17 protein-coding genes are annotated in these 19,760 nt (G+C 59.9%); 6 read left to right on the forward strand and 11 right to left on the reverse strand.

Going from position 1 to position 19,760, the window contains the following annotated elements; translation table 11 throughout:
* Positions 1-257: 257 nt before the first annotated feature.
* Entirely contained in the window at positions 258-473 is a 216-nt protein-coding gene (locus DK391_RS31685; RefSeq protein ID WP_109481956.1) for a hypothetical protein, read from the forward strand.
* A gap of 36 nt (positions 474-509) precedes the next feature.
* On the opposite strand, the gene DK391_RS31690 is transcribed toward DK391_RS31685, so the two are convergent.
* From DK391_RS31690 to DK391_RS31720, 7 genes are all read right to left on the reverse strand, one after another.
* Positions 510-770, reverse strand: coding sequence for a hypothetical protein (locus DK391_RS31690; protein ID WP_109481957.1), 261 nt, complete (start codon positions 768-770; stop codon positions 510-512).
* A gap of 548 nt (positions 771-1,318) precedes the next feature.
* Positions 1,319-1,807, reverse strand: a complete 489-nt coding sequence (locus tag DK391_RS44520) for a hypothetical protein (protein WP_162600956.1) — start codon at positions 1,805-1,807, stop codon at positions 1,319-1,321.
* The gene (locus tag DK391_RS31700) at positions 1,756-1,974 is read right to left on the reverse strand and encodes a hypothetical protein (protein ID WP_162600957.1); all 219 of its coding nucleotides are present in this window, start codon (positions 1,972-1,974) and stop codon (positions 1,756-1,758) included. The genes DK391_RS44520 and DK391_RS31700 overlap by 52 nt, the downstream gene beginning before the upstream one ends.
* 206 nt (positions 1,975-2,180) lie before the next feature.
* On the reverse strand, positions 2,181-2,585 hold the full coding sequence (locus tag DK391_RS31705; RefSeq protein WP_109481959.1) for a DUF6258 family protein: 405 nt from the start codon (positions 2,583-2,585) through the stop codon (positions 2,181-2,183).
* Complete coding sequence (locus DK391_RS31710) at positions 2,582-7,345, reverse strand: RHS repeat-associated core domain-containing protein (protein WP_204117481.1); 4,764 nt, start codon at positions 7,343-7,345, stop codon at positions 2,582-2,584. Before DK391_RS31710 ends, DK391_RS31705 begins: the two co-directional genes overlap by 4 nt.
* Before the next feature lie 232 nt (positions 7,346-7,577).
* Positions 7,578-10,346 (reverse strand): type VI secretion system Vgr family protein, encoded by a 2,769-nt coding sequence (gene vgrG / locus DK391_RS31715; RefSeq protein ID WP_109481961.1) that lies wholly within the window; start codon positions 10,344-10,346, stop codon positions 7,578-7,580.
* Between the two features lie 84 nt (positions 10,347-10,430).
* Positions 10,431-10,688: a PAAR domain-containing protein gene (locus tag DK391_RS31720; RefSeq protein ID WP_109481962.1), complete on the reverse strand. Its 258-nt coding sequence runs from the start codon at positions 10,686-10,688 to the stop codon at positions 10,431-10,433.
* A gap of 342 nt (positions 10,689-11,030) precedes the next feature.
* Here DK391_RS31720 and DK391_RS31725 point away from each other — a divergent pair, with 342 nt between their 5' ends.
* Positions 11,031-12,209 carry a TIGR03118 family protein gene (locus tag DK391_RS31725; RefSeq protein ID WP_109481963.1) on the forward strand — a complete coding sequence of 393 codons (1,179 nt, stop codon included), beginning with the start codon at positions 11,031-11,033 and terminating at the stop codon, positions 12,207-12,209.
* Between the two features lie 101 nt (positions 12,210-12,310).
* Here DK391_RS31725 and DK391_RS31730 read toward each other — a convergent pair whose 3' ends face one another.
* A complete protein-coding gene (locus DK391_RS31730; RefSeq protein WP_109481964.1) occupies positions 12,311-13,783 on the reverse strand; it encodes an RNA polymerase factor sigma-54 in 1,473 nt (490 codons plus the stop codon).
* 438 nt (positions 13,784-14,221) lie between these two features.
* Between DK391_RS31730 and DK391_RS31740 the strand changes: the two genes are divergently transcribed.
* The gene (locus tag DK391_RS31740) at positions 14,222-14,560 is read left to right on the forward strand and encodes a BON domain-containing protein (RefSeq protein ID WP_109481966.1); all 339 of its coding nucleotides are present in this window, start codon (positions 14,222-14,224) and stop codon (positions 14,558-14,560) included.
* Between the two features lie 96 nt (positions 14,561-14,656).
* On the opposite strand, the gene DK391_RS31745 is transcribed toward DK391_RS31740, so the two are convergent.
* From DK391_RS31745 to DK391_RS31760, 3 genes are all read right to left on the reverse strand, one after another.
* Entirely contained in the window at positions 14,657-15,100 is a 444-nt protein-coding gene (locus DK391_RS31745) for a PA2169 family four-helix-bundle protein (protein WP_109481967.1), read from the reverse strand.
* Positions 15,097-15,465: a hypothetical protein gene (locus DK391_RS31750; RefSeq protein WP_162600960.1), complete on the reverse strand. Its 369-nt coding sequence runs from the start codon at positions 15,463-15,465 to the stop codon at positions 15,097-15,099. Before DK391_RS31750 ends, DK391_RS31745 begins: the two co-directional genes overlap by 4 nt.
* Positions 15,466-15,772: 307 nt before the next feature.
* Positions 15,773-16,117, reverse strand: coding sequence for a DUF1488 domain-containing protein (locus tag DK391_RS31760; protein ID WP_109481983.1), 345 nt, complete (start codon positions 16,115-16,117; stop codon positions 15,773-15,775).
* A gap of 474 nt (positions 16,118-16,591) precedes the next feature.
* On the opposite strand from DK391_RS31760, the gene DK391_RS31765 reads away from it, so the two are divergent.
* The 3 genes from DK391_RS31765 to DK391_RS31775 all read left to right on the forward strand — a co-directional run bounded on the left by DK391_RS31765 (position 16,592) and on the right by DK391_RS31775 (position 19,306).
* Positions 16,592-17,797, forward strand: a complete 1,206-nt coding sequence (locus DK391_RS31765; RefSeq protein ID WP_109481970.1) for a DNA topoisomerase IB — start codon at positions 16,592-16,594, stop codon at positions 17,795-17,797.
* Positions 17,798-17,998: 201 nt separating this feature from the next.
* Positions 17,999-18,673, forward strand: a complete 675-nt coding sequence (locus DK391_RS31770; protein WP_109481971.1) for an HAD family hydrolase — start codon at positions 17,999-18,001, stop codon at positions 18,671-18,673.
* Positions 18,674-18,814: 141 nt separating this feature from the next.
* Positions 18,815-19,306: a PRC-barrel domain-containing protein gene (locus tag DK391_RS31775; RefSeq protein WP_109481972.1), complete on the forward strand. Its 492-nt coding sequence runs from the start codon at positions 18,815-18,817 to the stop codon at positions 19,304-19,306.
* Positions 19,307-19,760: the final 454 nt, after the last annotated feature.

The following is a 19,760-nucleotide window of genomic DNA, read 5'->3' on the forward strand; positions in this document are numbered from 1 at the left end:
CTCGGGGGCTCGGAGATGAGTTGACGAGACAGGATGTGACTCGGTGCTGGGTGTATCGCGGGCGTACTTTGTATTTGGGTCCTTTAGCTACGGCGGGCCACGGTTCGATCTTTCGGGGCGTGAGTTGTACCAACGTGTCGTAGTCCAGACGGTCTTGCAGCAAGCTGTACTCCGAGTCCCTGCGCCTGCGTCGCCATCACCGCCAGCCGCTGCAGGCGTCCAGCCGGATCGTATTCACGCTGCCGGCTTAACCCCGCATGCATGCGCCCCGTCTCCCGATGCAGCCGGTCGCGTTCGAAGTCCAGCAATCCTGGCGATATCGCTCGTGGCGATCTCAGGGCTATCGCACCGAGCCGCCGCTCTATTCGTGGCCCCGCCTCGTCGGACGGTGGATCGAGAACGCCGTGTTCGGAGCAGGCCAGCGCGTCAGGATCAATGGCGGACAGGGGCGGCTGACCATTACCGCCGAGTAAAAACACGCAGGGCCGCGTCAGCGGCCCTTCACTCAATCACTTATCACCCAACTTCACCTTGTCTTGATTGATCGCGATCACATCAACGTGGCGTTCGTATGAGAAGTTCGCTATTGAGTCTTGAAGGTGCATGTGCTCCACCTCGTTGACCTCCATTTCGTAAGCAGCGTTGATTAGGAACACTCCGAGAGCACGGATCACTCCCGGTGTCGCAAGGAGCGACATCTCGTCCAGCTTCACAGATTTATCGCTGCCCTCACGCGTTCCCCAAATATTCAAATCACCCAATTCAGTCATAGATTGAACCCCTTGTCGCGTAAATAGTCCTTCTCTGTCCGCGTAAGTCCTGCAGTGTCGCCTCGTGATCCATGACTTTGAGAGCCGTCCTTATTCACAACAACCTCTTGTTTTCTGGACTTACATTGACAATGCGCGTGCACTTGCTGGTTCGTATTTTCAACTTGCGGCGGGTCAATCCAGCCGGTCGGGTTAGGCGTCCATTCGAAAACGTTAATGCCACCAACAAAACCAATCGGATCCTTACTGATGATCCGCCCAGCATTGGGATCGTATTATCTGTGCCGGTTGTAGCGTACCTTCTTACGTCATGGAACGCTTCGTGACCATTCCGCAGACGCGACGCTTCCCGCGCAACTGGAACCGTCAGTTCAACATGCGAACCGAGCCGCCGCTTTATCAGTGTATGGAGCCCGCCGTACAGTGGATCGAAATCACCGGGTTCGAAACAGGCCTGCGCGTGAAGAGCGTCGTTGAACACGAGCGACTCACCATTGCCACCGATTGGCCAAACGAAGGGTCGCGCCAGCGGCCCTTCACTTACTCACTTAGAGCGTTACCAAGTTCCCGTATAAATCAAGCTGACGATTTTCCGCAACATAAACGTAAACGTCACGACCAGTTACATAGCAGTCACCAAATCTCCGAACATCTTCAATTGACTTCGGATCCCCGACCTCTCCATACACACCGTCAACATCCAAGCACCATAAGTCATCGAATTTCACCAGATGCACGCCCGCCCGAATCGAGTTTGGCTGATTCCCTTTCCACTGGGCATTGAATTCCGCAACATCTTTCACGATGATCTTAACGGTATCCCATCTATCCCCCCGAACCGAATGATTTTTCGCATAAAAGATAGCTTGAGCTGCTACAGACTTTCCTACTGGATAGAAGAAACGAAACGACACAAAAAGACCATCATCAAAATTGTGATAGTCGCTTAGCAATTGTTTCAATTCTCCTTCAGACATCTCCGCCTTTACTGTCCAATAGGTGTTGCTGGTTTCATACCCGGAGGAATCGCCTTCCATTCAGCATCCTCCGCGGCTTCGCGCGCGAAGCGTGCCGACTTCTCCTGCTCCGTCTCCAGATCCTGCGGATATGCAGGAATCTTCGACGCATCGCCGGGAGTGCCCGCCGGATCGAATGCAAAGGTCTCCGTCAGGTCCGCGCCCGCCGCCGTGAGCGACCGTCCCACCGGGTCATAGCTGTAACCCGTCGCGCCTCGCGTGTGATCATCGATACGCGTGAGTTGCCCCGCCGTGTCGTAAAGCAGCGGCCGAAACCGGGCAACGGCTCAAGATTTGCGTTGAAATCCGGCGGCTCGCAATTGCCGGCAAATTGACAAGCGAAGCGCCGCGTTTCGCTGCCGCATTGTCGTTACGATTCCAACAATATCGTCAACTACGTAATAGCCAACCCATCATTTGTCTCAATGGATACAGATTCAGCCACGATCCTTACTTGAACCTCCTCAGAGCAGCCATTTTCATCGGCTGAATCTATGCCTAATTTAAATATCCAAAATCCCTCTTGATCATCTACTTCTACCGATACCGAATTTATAAGATCGTTCGGCAACAACCCTTCGGGCTTCATCGAAAAGTACTTCACCTTGGCGAAGACGAGAAATCCATTCTCAATATCTTCATCTTTATAAAAGTCCCAATTTCCAGATTCCGATCGAATTCTGGATATAAGATCAATTTGAATTTTTATTTTCGAATCCCATGTATTTATGCAGACCGCCTTACATGCACGATCACCAAAGTACACGGTTTTCAAGAAATCTGATGGATTGTTTTTCATTTCAAAGGAATATGAGCAGCAGCGCTGTTTGACGGCACAACATTGCCATCGATGTCCAAAGATGCTCCTTGCCCCTTCATGTTGGGTCCAGTTCCAAGGGCATGAGCATGACCGTGCGGGCATGGATTGTTCGCATGCCCTTTGGGATTCAAGCGGTAACAATTTGATCCATTCGAGTATAACGTGTGAGTATCAACTCCATTGCTTCTCGACACGGTACTACCGCCGACTGGCTCGATTACCGCGTTCCCATTCCTATCAATAATTACTCGGCCAATTGGAGCTTGCGTAATCGGATCGATCGGATTCGTATTGGGCGTAGGAATCGACGCACTCGATCGCACGGGCGCAGGCAATCCACGCACAAAACTGCCAGCCAATCCCAGCGGATCGATCCACTGCACCGGACTAGGCGCATATTGATATACATTGATCCCGCCTTTGAGCCCAATCGGATCCTTCGATATGAACCGCCCAGCGTTGGGATCATAGTACCGATACCGGTTGTAAAACAGCCCCAACTCTTCATCATCATACTGCCCCTGCGCCCGGATCCGGTTCCCTGCCCCAGCCGCTTCCCCACTCGCCAGCTTCGCACCACGCAGCGCCCCCCCCGCCCGATACCGGCCCAGCCAAACCACCTTACCCGACGTATCCACCAGCTCCTGCGGCGTGCCCAGATGATCGTTCTGGTAAAAGTACGTCGCATGTCGTGTACGCGCCGGGTATTCCACAAAGCGCCCGTTCGTCCCCGTGGCCACATACGCCGCCTGCTCCAGCGTCTCGTCCAGCCGAGCCAGCGGCACAAACGAACCCGGCTCATGCAGATACACCGAGGCTGCCTGCCACACGTGACGCTGCGCATCCAGCGTGTGCTGGCGCTGCGCCACGGGCAGCGCATGCGCATCGGCGGGATCATCACGCACCAGTTGCAGCCCGCGGTATGAAGTGCGCCAGTCCTGGCCGCGCCTCGGTGGCGCTGCATGGAAGCGCTCCTCGAGTAGCAGCACGTCGCCATCCCACGTAAACACAGTCAGGTCGGTGCCACCTTGAGCGTGCTGCACCGCCTTCGACGTGCGCCGACCGAATGCGTCGTAGCGCAGCCGCACCGTCAGCTCCGGCTGCACCCGATCTCGTGCGGCCAGATCCTCACCAGGCGCCCTCGCATACCGCATCGCCTGTCGCAAACGCCCGGCCGCATCCCACTCATACACCCACGTGCGCCCACCCGGCTCCGTACGGCGGATCAGGTTGCCTAGCGCATCGTACGCATACGTCACCCCGAGATACTCGCGCATCACGTTGCCCAGCCACTTCGGCAACGACCGGCGCCACGCGTCGATCTTCGCAAGGTCCTGCACCCCACGCGCGTCGTATCGCGACAGCGGCTTCTGCCCGCCATGCGCGCGCGTCCATTCAGCATCCTCCGCGGCTTCGCGCGCAAAGCGTGCCGACTTCTCCTGCTCCGACTCCAGATCCTGCGGATATGCAGGAATCTTCGACGCATCGACAGGATTGCCCGCCGGATCGAATACGAAGGTCTCCGTCAGGTCCGCGCCTGTCGCCATGAGCAGCCGTCCAACCGGGTCATAGCTGTAACCCGTCGCGCCTCGCGTGTGGTCCTCGATACGCGTGAGTTGCCCTGCTGCGTCGTATGCCAGCCGACGTGAAGCAAGCTGCCGCCCCGCACCCTGCGCCTGCGTCGCCATCACCGACAGCCGCCGCAGGCGTCCGGCCGGATCGTATTCGCGCTGCTGGCTGAACGCCGCATGCGTGCGCCCCGTCTCCCGATGCAGCCGGTCGCGTTCGAAGTCCAGCAAAGGCTGCCCGTCCAGCAGCACCCCGTGCACGTGGCCCGACCCGTAACGCAGCCACCCGATCGTGCGTGTATTGGGCAACACCGTGCGCATCCGGTTACCCAGTGAATCGTACTCATGCCGCGTCACCGACGCATACGTCTCGCCGAAACCGATATCGACGTGCTGCTCCTCGGCCACCAGGTTGCCTGCGTCGTCGTAATGCAGGCGCACCGTGCTGTCTTCCGTCTGCGCCGTACTCAGCCGCCCGCGCAGGTCGTAATAAAATCGTTCGCTTACCTTGCTGTCCGGCCCGCGCATGTCGCGTTGCGTGAGCCGGCCCAGCGCGTCGCGCGTGTACTGCGTCCACGTATCGCCCTGACGCGACTGCGCGAGCTGACCTGCGGCGTCGTACGCATACTCGGTGACGCTATCGTCGAAACCCGTCTCGCTCACCAGCCTGCCCATCGCGTCGTAGGCGAAGCGCATCGTTTCGTCGTTTTCGTTGCGCAACTGCGTCAGGCGCCATTGACGGTCATAGTCATAAGCCAGCGTGCGCCCGGCTGCATCGGTGCGTGCATAGGGCTGCCGCTGGCCCAGGTAACGATAGTGCGTGATACGTCCTGCGCCGTCCGTGTATGTCGTCAGGTTGCCTTCGGCGTCGTACGTGCGGTGCTCGCTTGTGCCATCCGGGTGCGTTACCTGAAGCAACTGGCCGCGCGCGTCGTGGCGCCAACCTGTGACCTGGCCCAGCGCATCCCGTCGCAAGAGCGGATAGCCGCGTTCATCGTACTGATAGTGCGTCTCGTAGCCCGAACAGTCGCGTGCCGAGATCAGCCGCCCTCTACCGTCATAGGCGAATTCGCGCGTGCCGCCTTTCGGGTCCGTCAGCGCAATCAGGCGGCCCGCATCGCTCCATACGTAACGCGTCATGCCCGCACCGTCCGTCACTGCGCCGGGACGGCCCAAGCCGGCATACGAGATCTGCGTGACGTCGCCTGCGGCGTTCGTGATCAGCACCGGTAGACCCACCGCGTCATACTGCGTGTGCGTCGTGTTACCCAGCGCATCGCTTGCCGCGGTCAGACGGCCCGCGCCATCGTAGGTAAAACGCTGGCTGTGGCCCGCGCCGTCCTGCATCAGCACAAGCCGCCCACACGCGTCGCGATGGTACGTCTCACGCGTGCCATCGGGATGTTCCACCCGCACGATCTGGTTGTAATAGTCGTAGCGATGGATCGTCGCGTGGCCGTCTCCGTCTGTCACCTTCGTGTACCAGTGCTCGCGGTGGTACTCGAAAAACAGTTCTGCATAACGCACATCCGGATCGCGGTCATGACAGCGCCATTCGTGCACGCACTTTGCATCGGCGGGTGCAGGTGCGCCATCGCGTCGGCCCGGCCACGTCCACTCGAGGCAGGTCGCGAAACCATTGAAATCTGTGTAGCGGGTCAGCAGATGTTGCTCGTAGGCATAATGCCGACGATTGCCGAGCACGTCCGTATGCGCAACCAGATCTCCTTCGCGGCCGTATTCATAGCGTGCGAGCACCTCCAGCGTGTCGCCCGCGACATCCAGTCGCCGGACCGCGGTCAGGCGAGCATCCGTGTAATCGAATGCAAGGGACAGGCCGTGTCCGTCGGTGATACCCGTCAGTTCGCCCGCCATGCTGTAGGCAAGCGTCAGGCCCAATCCATCGCGCCCGAGGCGAGACGTAAGCAGATAACGCGGGCCGCTGCGCGTGGTATGGAGCACGAACTCTTCGCACGCACCATCCAGATGCCGCAACTGCACGCGCCGGGCGTCGGGACGGCTCAGTGTCAGCTGCTCACGCGGCACCTCGCACGCATCGCCCACCGCCACGCCTGGTAGGGGGACTGCACGACTATCGACGTCGACAAAGGTCAGCACGCCTTCCGCTTCCGTCAACGACACGTGGTACGGGCTGCTCCAGCGGGCGCCGAGCGTGCTGCCGTCATAAGCTGCGAGGCTCGAACGATACAGCCGCGTCCACACAATGGGCACGATGCCGTCGAGCGCGAAGTCGGTCTGCTCGAGGTTCTCGTCGCCCATTACGTAGTTGATCGCACCGCCGCCTTTAACGGGCGGGCAACCACAGCCGTTCTTCGCCGGTGTCCCGCTCGGTGCAGCGCCCTGTTGCGTACGCTGCGCGTGCTCGCCGGGTTTCGTATCCGGTTGCGTGCGCGGACCAGTTGAAACCTGCGCTTCATGTGATGGCACCGATTCGTGACTTGCACCATGCGTGGCCGGTGGATGTGCACCCGCCTCATGAGGTCGCGACGGCGCGGCAAGATGCTTCTGCCGTGCACGGATTTCAGTGGCGATCTGCGCAGCCATCATGGCAATGGCGCCGCCTTCTCCGATGGCTCGCGCTATCGCCGTAGGTGCAGTGCGATCGAATTCCTGCAGCCACGCGAGCAGCTTCGACTGCAGGCCCGTATGCCTGAGCAACTGATCGAGCGCCACCAACGCGATGTGCTCCTCCGACGGCAACCACGAGAAAAACCCATCCTGTTTCTTCACCACGCTCATCTGGCTTTCTGCCGAAACGGGATTGGCGATGAACCCCGCGAGCGCATGGCTGATACGGCGCAGGCCATCGACGATGTCGTTGCTCCATTGCTTCAGATGCTCGTCCAGCGTAGCCATGAACTCCTTTGCGTCGCCACCTGCCGTTGCCCACAGCAGGTCAACCGCCACGCCCAACCCACCAGAAGCAAACGCCAGCAACACATCCTTGACGACAGCGCGCGCCGGGCGGCTCGCGTTACCGGCGCCCGGTATCACGCCGATCGCGTCGATCGCAAGCACACCCCAGTGCAACACGCTGCTCGCATATTTCTCGCCGGTGTTCGGATCAGGCTCGTTGCGGAATAGCCTGTACAGGTCAATGCCTACATCTGCCAGCGACAGCGCGTTGCCCACCAGCGGCACCATGTACATGCACTGGATAAAAATCTCTTGCGCGTGATCACGTACCGACGTAACTGCAACCTGCCGAAGTTCGGGCTGCGCGCTTTCCGCTTTTGCAGGAACAGGGCTTAGCAGCAGGCGGCGCTGTTCCGCGTTGGTTCGGATTTCAAACGGAACTGAGGATCCCGAATTGATTGATCCAGTTGAGACCTGTGATGCCATATGAGGTAAATGACTGTATTTTTCTTGACGGATTAGATGGCTACACTTTGACGAGTGAGGACGGCGACGGATCAGCCATTCCACCGGAATCGCGTAGCTCGCCCGCCAGTTTTCCAATCGTCCCACTTGTGGACTTCAACGCGGCAACGCCTGCACCCTTCGTTACAGCCGCCGCGAGCGCACCGGAGCCCGCACGCCGGGCAGCTTCCGAAGCGACAGATTCGATTGCCGCAGGGACCGCGGATAGCGTCTGTGCAGTGAGGCTGGGCAACGCCGGTGCGGCCTCGTGAGCTGCCGTCTGCGGCTGTCCCGCCGGATCCGCGAACTTTCGGCCCGGCGACTCGAACGTCCCTTCCTCCTCGAAGTACTGAACCTTGCCACCGCCGCGGGGCACATCGGCCAAGGTTGCCTTGCCGCTCGAATCGAGTCGCCCGCTGCGAGAGCTTCCGTCCGGAAACACAACCTTGTACCTCGCGTTTTTCACTGGTTCGCCGTTCGGATACGTATGCCACAGTTGCATGCCCGCATCCTGCTGTGTCGGTAGCACAGGCAGCGCGGCCTGTTGTGTGGCAGAGCCTGAAACGCGCAGCGGCCCCTTCAAGGAGATATCCCCTGCGCTGCCAATTTCCACTTGCGAACCCTCGAGCTTGATATAGGCACCACCACACATCAACGTCAGGGACTTGCTTGCGTTCAGCGTGATTGCGTCCTGCGTACTGGACAGGGAAACACCTTTCAACGCAGTGATTTCGAGCGCATCCGATTGCGCCTGCATCTCGACTTTGCCCTTTCCCGAAAAGAGCTTCATGCCCTGACCGTTCGCATAGAGCGAGACGGCATCACCTGCCGCGACGGTGAAGTTGCCGCCCACAGCCGAGTCTGCATTTCCGCCCGCTGTGGTGAAAAGATGCATTCCTGCTGCAATCTGCACATGTTCGCCACTCGTGAACGCCATACCATGCGGAGCAGACGCGAGCACAACCGCTTGCTGCAGGTTTTTGATCTGCGACTCGAGCAGATTCTGCTGTTCTTCGCATGCGGCCACGACCGCCTTGGCTTGCACGACTGCATCTGCAAGGCTTCGCATCCGTGCGCGAGCGGTAGATAGCCGCTGCTGCGCCTGTTCCATGTCGAGTGCCTGCCCTTCGGCCTTTCCCTGGGCATCCGCACTGATGAATAGACCTTTGCCGGCTCGCAACACGCCCCAACTATCCGGGCGCAACTCGTAGCCGGCGCCGCGTTGCTGTTTGTTGCGATCGACGAGGAACCCCATGTTCAGTTGTGTCTTGCCGTACTCGGTGGCGAGCTTGATGCCCTCCTGTCCCTGCCAGTCTTCCATGCGCAATTTGTTGTTGCTTTGCGTTCGGATGACATTGCGTGAGAGCCATCTGCCATCGCTTGTCACGTGATCGGGCGACTGACTGTTGTGCAACGCATGCGCGATATACGGTCGATCGGGATTGCCGTCGTGAAACGCTACCGCCACCTCCGTGCCTTCGATAAGCGGAAAGTGAAATCCTGTCTGCAACGCTCCGGCAAAAGGTTTTGCGAGCCGCAACGGCACGCTCTCGCCGCCGCGGCTCCATTGTGCAAAGTCCAGGTCGAACCGGACCACGTAATACCCTTGCTGCGTGAGATACGCGTACTTGTACTCGCCCGGGGACGTCACGCGCGCACTCAGCGTACCCGAGATGGTCGGCCATTTTTTTTCATCGAGTGTCAGGCGGACACGACGATCGGCGGGAATTGCCTTGTAGGTATTCGTGTAAGCCTGATCGCGGGACCCACGATGGGAAACCTCGACTACGACCTGGCCCTTGGGCGCATCGGTCAAAATCTCGTCCGTCTGCAGCACGCGCCCCGGCCGCAGCGCGAGCACATTGCTCTCTCCCTCGAAAACAATCTGCCACGCGACCTCGACTTCGTGACGCAGTTGGGCCTCCCATTGCGCACTCTTGCTATCCAGATGATTCGTGCCCCACACATACTGCGGACCATATGTAGTCTTGTCGCCGCCTGACACATCCGCTTCGGCTGTCAGACGCTCGAACGCCTGATCGGGGTTGTAGTCGGCCACCATGACCGACTCAGCGACTGAGCGCGCAATCGTTTTCATCGAAAACACAGACTCGATACCGGATTCGAGGCCCGCTGTCTCGCGGTAGGGAACTTGCAGCGACGGCTGGTACACGTAATGGTCAATATCGTCGCAAAAGTTCAGCACGTCTCCGTGCTCACCGTCGCCGATGTGGCAAACCATCCCTTCTTTTTGCATCAACATCTGCACGTACGACAGATCATCGATCTGATATGCGAAGCGAAACGCGTGCTGGGGATATTGCCGACGAAGCGTGAAAGTGAATTGATGCCCCTTGAAGCCATGCTCGCGCAAGACCGCCTGAATGATCTCTGGAGCGCTTTGGTGTTGAAAGATCCTGCTGGTGCGCACGCGCGCAAGCTTCGCGAAATGGGCCTCGACGACCATCTCGTAGCTGTTGAAATCGCGAGTCGTGCCCAGTTTCGTGAAACGCGTGAGCCACCCTGAAAACGTACGGCGTTCGCCATCCTCTGGAACGATCGAGAACGACGCATCCTTGCCGAGATAGTCTGCTCGCAGAAGACTGTCAGGATGAGTCAACCTGATCGTGATACGCCAGGGTGAACCTAGCTTTTCGGTTGCCTCGAACGACACGACCGATAGTTGAGATGCGCTAACGCTGCCTGGCACATCGAGAAAGTACGCCTGACGCCCGGTCACCATGGTGCGATTCGATGTTGCATCGATCGCGTCGTTCAAGTTGCGTTTCATGATTTCGTTACTGTTCCCGCAGAAAGCCGACGAGACTGCACCTGACCGGCTCCTGAGAATCGATCTTCGTGAACACGCGGGCGCTTATCCGATCGAGGCAAACGTGCCTGATGCGATCAACGAGCAGCCACAAGCGCAGCGATGTCCGTCGAGCGCCACGCGCCGACCGTTATCCAGCACCATGTCGGAGCCTTCGCTAATCTCGATGACCCCATGCAATGGACATGAAATTAGATCGAACTGTCGCGCCACCTCTCGCCCTACGACATGCATCGTGCCGGACCCCGTCAGCACAAATCCCCCGTGAGTATTCGAGTCACCGACACACGCAATCGATTTCACTTCGCTATCCTCATTGACAATTTGATGAGTTCACCATGCTCGCATCAATGGTCGCTCCCAGTCGACTCAAAATCCCGGCTCGACCAGAACACTATCCTGGTTGAATCAAGTCGAGTACGAATTTATGTAAAAAATTGATTAGGATGATTGATTCATCAAATCCAACCATCAGATCCCAATCGCTTCATTGACTTTCATCATATTCAACGAGCAATGGAATATTTTTCGAACTGATCCGTTACCACGTCCTCGTTCGAAAACACACCGTGATCACGGAATAAACCCCACCCGCACCCCGTTCAATGACCGTCACGACCTTTCGACAAGGCAAGGAGTGCGGTCATGAAGTCTCTTCTGCAGATATTCGGCGTCGCAGCCTGTGGCGCGGCCCTGGCGACGCTCGTTTCATGCGGCGGCAGTTCCGGGTCGAATAACATGGGCCCGCCACCCCAATCGACCTTCACGGCAATGGCGATCGTCTCCGACGGTGCCGTCGCCGCGCCGCACACCGATCCGAACCTGAAGAACCCATGGGGCATCGCATTCAATCCAAAGGGCTTCGTCTGGGTTGCCGACAACGGCACCAATCTCGCTACGCTCTATGACGGCAACGGCGTGCCGCAATCGCTGGTCGTCACGATTCCGGCAGGCACCAGCGGCGCGGCATCGCCAACGGGCATCGTGTTCAATGCCACGCAGAGCTTCAACGTCACGGAGAACGGCAAATCGGGCGTTGCGGCGTTCATCTTCGCGGGCGAAGGCGGCACGATCACGGCGTGGGCGCCCGCAGTCGGCCCGACCAATGCCTTCACCCTGTACGACGATGGCGCAGGCGGCGCCGTGTACAAAGGTCTGGCGCTCGCGGCCAACAATGGCAACAACTTCCTCTATGCCACCGATTTCCATAACAACAAGATCGACGTGTTCGACACGAACTTCGCGAAGGTCACGATGCCCGGTGGCTTCAGGGATTCCGCTATTCCAGCGGGTTTCGCGCCCTTCGGCATCCAGCTGGTCGGCTCGAATCTGTTCGTCACCTATGCGATGCAGGATGCCGCCAGACACGACGATGTCGCGGGCGCCGGACTCGGCATGGTCGATGTGTTCGATACGGCGGGCAATCTCAAGCAGCGCTTCGCGCCAGGCGGGCCGCTGAACGCGCCGTGGGGCATCGCGCAGGCGCCTGGCAGTCTCGGCACCATCGGCGGCGAGATCCTGATCGGCAACTTTGGCGACGGGACGATCAACACATTCGACGCATCGAGCGGCAAATCATTGGGCCCGCTGAAATCGTCGAATGGCAGCACGATCGTCGAACCCGGCTTGTGGGGTCTCGCATTCGGCAACGACCTGAACAGCCAGCCGTCGACCACGCTGTTCTTCACAGCCGGACCGAATGGCGAAGCCAATGGTGTCTACGGGAGAATCGATCTGAATCCTGCCAGCACTTCGGGTCAGAGCACGACGTCCGGCTCCAGCACGGGCAGCAGTTCGAGCGGTGGCGCCAGCATCGGCATGTAGTCTCTGACGCGTCGCCCCGTTCCATACGAAACGGCCGCTTCTGCAAGGAAGCGGCCGTTTTGCGAAGCTCACGCGGACACGTCAATTCCGCATCGCGCGTGTCAGATCTGCCGGCGCAACTCCGCCGGCGGCACCTTCATCAGATGCCGGTACTTCGCCACCGTGCGGCGCGCGACCAGTACACCCTGATCCGCGAGCATCTTCGCGAGCGCGACATCCGATAACGGATCGCGTGTGTTTTCCGCAGCGATCATTTCCTTGAGCAACGCACGCACGGCGGCAGCCGAGCACGTGCCACCGCTTTCCGTGCCGAGTTCGCGCGGGAAGAAGTGCTTGAACTCGAAGATGCCGCGCGGCGTCGCCATGTACTTGTTGCCCGTCGCACGCGAAATCGTCGATTCGTGCAGGCCGAGTTCTTCCGCTACATCGCGCAGTACCAGCGGCTTCAACGCGATCTCGCCGTACTGGAAGAACGGCTTCTGGTGCGCAACGATGCATTCGGCGACGCGCTGAATGGTCTCGAAGCGTTGCTGCGCGTTGCGGATCAGCCAGCGCGCTTCCTGCAACTGCTGCGCGAGCGGCGAACGGCTTGCGCCCGCCGATTGCGCAAACAGCTCGGCATACATCCGGTGAATCCTCGCGCGCGGCAGCACGGCGGGATTGACCGTCACCACCCACTTGTTGCGCACGTTACGCACGATCACATCCGGCACGATGTAGTTGTCATCGGCGCGGCCATACGAATTGCCCGGCTTCGGATCGAGCTTGCGCACAAGCGCGCAGGCAATGCGCAGTTCTTCCGCATCGCAGCCAATCTGCTTCTGCAATTCCGCATGTTCGCGGCGTGCAAGCCGATCGAGATGATGCTCGACCACCTGCTTCGCGACATTGCGTCCGGGTGTATCGGCGGGCAATGCGTCGATCTGCAACGCAAGACATTCGGACAGCGAGCGCGCCGCGAGTCCCGGTCGATCCAGTGTCTGCACGAGACGCAGCGCGACCACCAACTCCTCTTCAGTCAGCGCAGGTTCGATGTCGACGATGTCGGGGAGATCCGCGAGCTCCTGACGCAGATACCCGTCGTCATCGAGTGCTTCGATCACGAGGCGCGCCACTTCGCGCTCGCGATCGTCGAGCCGGTAAAGACGCAAGGCGTCGTGCAACTGCTCGTGCAAGGTAGGTTGCGAGCGCGCCCATTCCGTCGGGTCCGCCGCATCGGAGTCGCCGTTGTAGCGCGATGCGCCGCGCCCGTAGGCATCGCCGCCATAGTCGCCACCGTCGTCCGACGACGCCACGCTCTCGGCCGCCGGTTCCGGCGACGAACTTTCGAGCGCGCTATCGCGCTCCGCAGCAGGCAGCGCCTCGCTATCGGCGCCGGCCGTCTCAGCCGTCGCACCCGCAGGAAGATCTTCCGCCGCGGACGAGTCGTATTCGAGGAAGGGATTGGTGTCGAGCGCGTTGCGCAGCTCCTGCTGAAACTCCAGCGAAGACAGTTGAAGCAGACGCACGGACTGCTGCAGACGCGGTGTGAGCGCAAAAGTTTGCTTTGCGCGTAGTTCGATTGTAGGCGGCATACAGACTCTTCCTGTGAATGTTCAACGAGCTTTTGCGTAACGGATATGCAACAGTCGTACCAGGTTTCGCAACTGTCTGTTTTGATTCGCCTTTGCATGCTGCGGACGCATTCCGCATGCCCGCCGTTCACGCCGATTTTACAAACGCACTGAAATTCGAACCGAATCATGCGACATCGATCCGCGCGCGCCAGAAGCGCCAGAAGAGAGGCAACGCGATGCACGCGCGACCCGCGACGGGCACGACGGTTGCTGGAAAGCTCACAGGGACGCGCCTCTTTCACCAGGATTGAATGGCGGCGCGTGCCATGTCGGCGACGGACCAGACGGAACCGCGGCGGCAGTGGTCTTTGGTCGGGTCATCGGCGGCATTGCGCCGCGATCGATCGGACGGACAACAGGACCGCAACCCTGATCATCAATCGAGAAGGAGAAACCATGAAAACTATCCAGTTCCTCAAGGCCGCAGGCAGCATCGCATGTGTTGCATTCGCACTGAACGCTACGGCACAAACCACGGCATCGGCGCCGCCCGCCACATCGGAAAGCGTCGGCCAGCATATCGACGACGGCACCGTGACCACCAAGGTCAAGGCCGAACTGCTCGGCGCAAAGAACGTCAAGTCCACGCACATCCATGTGAAGACCCGCAAGGGCATCGTGTGGCTGTCGGGTTCGGTGCCGTCGGCTGAAGACAAGACGGCCGCGCAGGACGTCGTGCAGACCGTGTCCGGCGTGAAGGGTGTGAAGAACCATCTGAAGATCGCAGCCGATTAATCCGCACGACGGGTGACGCATTTGCGTCATCTGTACTGATGTGAAAAAGGCCGCCCGTCGTGGGTGGCCTTTTTCATGTTGCAAATGCTCAGAGCGTCAAGCCGGAAACTGGTCGCACAGTGCCCGGATGCGGTCGTGATTGTGTAGCACACCCTGATATAACCGCTCGACCACCGTGCGCACATCGGCAGGCAGATCTTTTTCGAGCGCATCGTGAAAGTGCTTTTTCGCGGTATGTTCGCCTTTCTCGCAATCGGCGAGTATCGCGTGATCCGTGCGGTCACCCACTGCCGACTTCACATCGATCCACCCCCGATGCAATGCCCCCGCGACGCTGCCGCCGCACTCCGGCTTGCTGCCCATTTTCAGCATGAAGTCCTGCAGTTGCCGTGCGCCCTGGGTGCATTCGTCTGCTATTTCGAGCAACGCTTCTTTCACGCCTGCATGATGCACATGCTCAGCCGCCTTCATGAAGCCGCGCTCGCCGTCTTTCGATATTTCGATCAGATCATTCAGAACGGCAATGACATTCGTCGTCATTCGTGGCTCCTCGTCAGGTTGCTTGAGATGTTGCCAATTTTGCACGCGTTGTGCCAGACCGCGGTTGGAATGAAGACATGTTGCTCGCGCATCGCTTTGCCATCTTTGCCATTGCGACGGGTAATTGCTTCCATTGCAATGAATATCTGCTGCATTCCGGCCGTCGAAACCCAGTATGCGCTTGCAATGCGCGAAGAGGCATGGATGTTGCTCCCCTCTTGCTGGATATAAGCACGCTGGACCCTCTCAAGCCGCACATCGCCATGCGATGCGGCCAGTACATAACGTGGGCCAGCGAATGACAAGGGAGAATTCACCATGAAAATCAGCAGCGCGGAATGCCTGCTGTGCGTGGCTATCGTCACGTCAGCTGTCGTCGCACACATACGCATGCAGACGATGCCGTCCGCCGAAGCCGGCGTGCCCGCTACGCAAACGCAGTCAGCCCAGCGTGAGGCACGCGTGCCGTCATGCGATGAAGCACACAGTGGCTTGCTTCGCGCAGCATGCGAGACAGCACGTGATCAACACCCAATCGATAGCAACGACGGCCAGATGAACCGGGCTGTCACACCGCGCACGAGCACGCTCTGGGTTTAACGTAACCCCGTCGACTAGCGGTCGCGCATGGCTGCGTGTCAGTTGCAGCAGCCATGTTTTTGCGTGGCCTCGCTAGGTCTTGAGCCTGCTCTCCGTCTCCATTCCCTCGACACGAAACAGGCCGCTGTGCAGGATCACGCTTTCGCCGCGGTTCTGATCCAGCGCTTCCGCGCAGACTGCACGAATGCGCGCGCGGCCTCGTTCGTAGGCGTCGATCAACGCATCTTCCAGCGGTGAGTCAGCGCCGAAGTGATCCTCCAGCGCCTCTGCTGAGATCGCGCAAACGACGGGCTCGCCGTCCACGCGCGCCATGAAGCTGACGGTGAGGCTCGACCCATCGAATGCGGGAGCATCATCGGGGAAAGTGATGTGCATGAGAGAGTCCTCGTACGCCGCGCGCGGCATGAATACCTTGATCATCCCGTTCATGACGAAGCCTTGCGCGAACGCGTGACCGGCTCCGCCACTGCGAGACGATTCGCTCGATATGAGCTTGCCTGTCCCGCCCGTTTCATTGTCGACCCACGTGCCTCCCGCATTGGCAGACATGACGTGCACCGCCGTAGCCGCCTGCATGAGCGCGCAGCGCGGCTCGACGAATTCGGCCCGCTCGAAGCCATCGGCGGCGAGTGCCGCGACCTTGCATCCTGCCAACGCGTTAGCCATGTGTGTCCTCCCTTCGCGTCCCGCTTAAGAGCATCCCGTGACCCTGCGCGTTCACGGACGCGCTCCTTTCATATAACGACAATGAGCAAATTGAATGCCCAACGCGCATCGGTTCCGACACGCGGATGCGTGCTGCCGCTCACGCGCTGCGTCAGGCATTGCTATTGCGCAAGGCGTGTGTGAAAGCATGAAAACATGCGTGCCATAAAAAAAGGTTGGAGACCGATGAAAACGATGACTCGCGGCACCATCGACGTTATCGCCGAAGGACTATCGGCAGTGATGCCCGTGGGCCTTCGGCATGCCGACGACACTCGACCCGGCTTCACGCGCCGCAGGCTTCGAAACGTGTTCGTCTATTTCGATCTGGACGGCAAGCGCATCGGCGACGCAACGGACATTGCCCGCATCAACGCTCTCGCCATCCCGCCCGCCTACACCGACGTATGGATCTGCCCGGACCCGCGCGGCCACATCCAGGCAACGGGCCGCGACGCGCGCGGCCGCAAGCAGTACCGCTACCACGCCCACTGGCGCGAGACCCGCGACGCCGCCAAGTTCGGGCGCATGGCTTCATTCGGACGCGCGCTGCCGAAAATCCGCGCGCGTGTCGCCCGCGATCTGGCGCGCGACGGCATGCCACGCGACAAGGTCATCGCTGCCGTCGTGCATCTGCTCGATACGACCTTGATCCGTATCGGCAGTGTCGAATATGCACGCGATAATCAGTCGTATGGACTGACCACACTGCGCAAGAAGCACGTGACAATCCGCGCGGGCGAAGTGCGTTTCCGCTTCGTGGGCAAGAGCGGCATCGAGCATGACGTGACGGTCGACAATCCGCGCGTCAAGCGTATCGTGCGCATGTGCGCGGAACTGCCCGGCCACGATCTTTTCAAGTACATCGATGAAGACGGCACGCGCCATACGATCGGTTCCGCCGACATCAACGCCTATCTGCGCGACGCGAGCAGCGGGGAGTTCTCCGCGAAAGACTATCGGACGTGGGCGGGCAGCGTGTATGCGCTGGCTGCGTTGCGGCAACTGGCATGCGAAAGCGCAGCCGATGCGCGCCGGCATGTCGTCGCGACGGTAAAGGAAGTGGCGAGCCTGTTGCGCAACACGCCTGCCGTCTGCCGCCGCTGCTATATCCATCCCGAAGTGATCGCGGCTTTCGAAGCGGGCGAACTTCAGGGGCTGTTGCCGCTTCAGGCAAGACGTCACCTGAAAGTCGATGAGGCGGCCTTCGCCGCCCTGCTCGCGCAGGTCGACAGGCGCGCACGGCTCGCTAGCCGCCGCGCGCGCAATCCAGGCAAAGCCGGCGCATCCACCGCTGTCGAGGATGCGCGGCTCGCTGCGCTGCTCACCAGATCGAGTGCGCTGCGCAAGCAGGCAAGCGCACGCAAGGGCGCCGCCGCCGACGCAGCCTGAATCCGCATCGCCGCATCGTTTCCTCCTTGAAGGCGCGTTGCGTCGTCCGTCGATAGACCGACAGGCCGCCGCACCTGATAATTACAACGAGGACGTAATTCTTTCGCGTCAGATAGCGCAATATGAGTGCTCCGCCCCGCGCATGGCACCGCTTGCGCTACGCTGCATTGCGCGACCGCCAACTTCAAAGGAGAACCCTTCATGCGTATTTCGACATCATTTCTGTTCGACCTCGACGGCACGCTCGTCGATAGCGTCTATCAGCATGTGCTCGCGTGGAAGGAAGCACTGGACGAAGAAGGCATCGAACTGTCGGTGTGGCGCATTCACCGCAAGATCGGCATGAGCGGTGGCCTGTTCACGAACCAGTTGCTGCGCGAAACGGGCGGCGACATGAGCGCCGAGCGCGTCGAGCGCCTGCGGCGCGCCCATGCGCGCGCGTATCAGCGACTGCACGCGAAAGTCCGCCCGTTGCCTGGCGCGCAGGCCTTGCTGGCAGCATTGACGGAAAGCGGCACACCCTGGGCGATCGCCACCAGCGGCCGGATGGAAACCGCCGCCGTCAATCTGGAAGCGCTGGGCGTCGATCCAGCGAAAACCGTGGTCGTCACGCGCGACAACGTCAAATACGCCAAGCCCGACCCCGATCTTTTCGTTGCTGCGGCGCATCGGCTCAAGGTGGAGATCGAGCACGCCGTCGTGGTCGGCGACAGCATCTGGGACATGCTGGCTGCGCGACGTTGCCGCGCGCTCGGGGTCGGTCTCCTGTCGGGCGGCTACGGCCAGGAAGAACTCGAACGCGCCGGCGCACTGCGCGTCTATGAAGATCCTGCCGATCTGCTCGAGCATCTCGACGAAATCGCCGCGCGTCCCTGAAGCGCCGCTTCGACACTCCCTGCACCGCACAGCGTGCCACGTGGCACGCCATGTGCGGCGTCTGTTAACAGTTGTGCAAGCAGGTCGCGCAAGCAGGTTGCGCGAACACAACCGTACGGACTATCACAGGGAGAAACCATCATGACTTTGCAGAACCAGACAGGCGGCGCGGACATCGTCGGCGCGCGCGGCAGCCATCGTCGCGGCCCCGGACCGGAAGTGATGGCAGCCGGTACGCTGGACGGCGACAAGGTACTCAGCGTCGATGGCGACGACATCGGCAAGATCAAGGACATCATGCTCGATGTGCGGTCGGGCCGCATCGCCTATGCGGTGCTGTCGAGCGGCGGTTTTCTCGGCATGGGCGACAAGCTGCTTGCCATCCCGTGGAGCGCACTCACGCTCGATGCCGAGCGCCAATGTTTCGTGCTCGACATGACTACGGAAAGCGTGAAGAACGCGCCGGGCTTCGACAAACAACATTGGCCGTCGATGGCCGACGCGACCTGGGCTACCTCGATCCACCAGTACTATGGACGCGAACCGTACTGGGGCCGACCTGACGAATTCAGCGTCGGCGATATCGAAGCCGGCTCGTCGCAAGCGCCGGAAGCAGGCGGCGTCAAGCTGTAGGGCGAACGGCGAGCGGCACAACCCGCTCGATCTATCGTTGAAGGCCGCGCTGCTGCGATCACGGGCAGCGCCGGCTGATGAGCGGATACGGCATTCGCGGCATCGGCTCTTTCTATTACCTTGCGCTCGCTATCGAATCCATTCGGCGAGGTCATCCACAAGGCATTCCCCCTCTCGTGCCACTCACACTGGTCGACATCGTGCATGGCGCCGGTGCAACGCTTTGACGAACGGGTATCGCCGTATCCGCAAACCAATTCGCTAATACCGAACAATGACGCTTAAGCGTTTATTCTCATTAGCATAATCCCTGATGCAAAGCGAATAAAAAAGCGCGTCACTTTTAAAACACCCGCTTCATGCGCGACAGTGAATCCGCTAAAGCAAGAATGAGGCTAGGCGATTCGTTAAATGTTGTCTATGATAGCCGCTGAAAGAATTGGTCATTACAAGA

The sequence above is a fragment of the Paraburkholderia sp. C35 genome, from assembly GCF_003121405.1.
GTDB lineage: Bacteria > Pseudomonadota > Gammaproteobacteria > Burkholderiales > Burkholderiaceae > Paraburkholderia.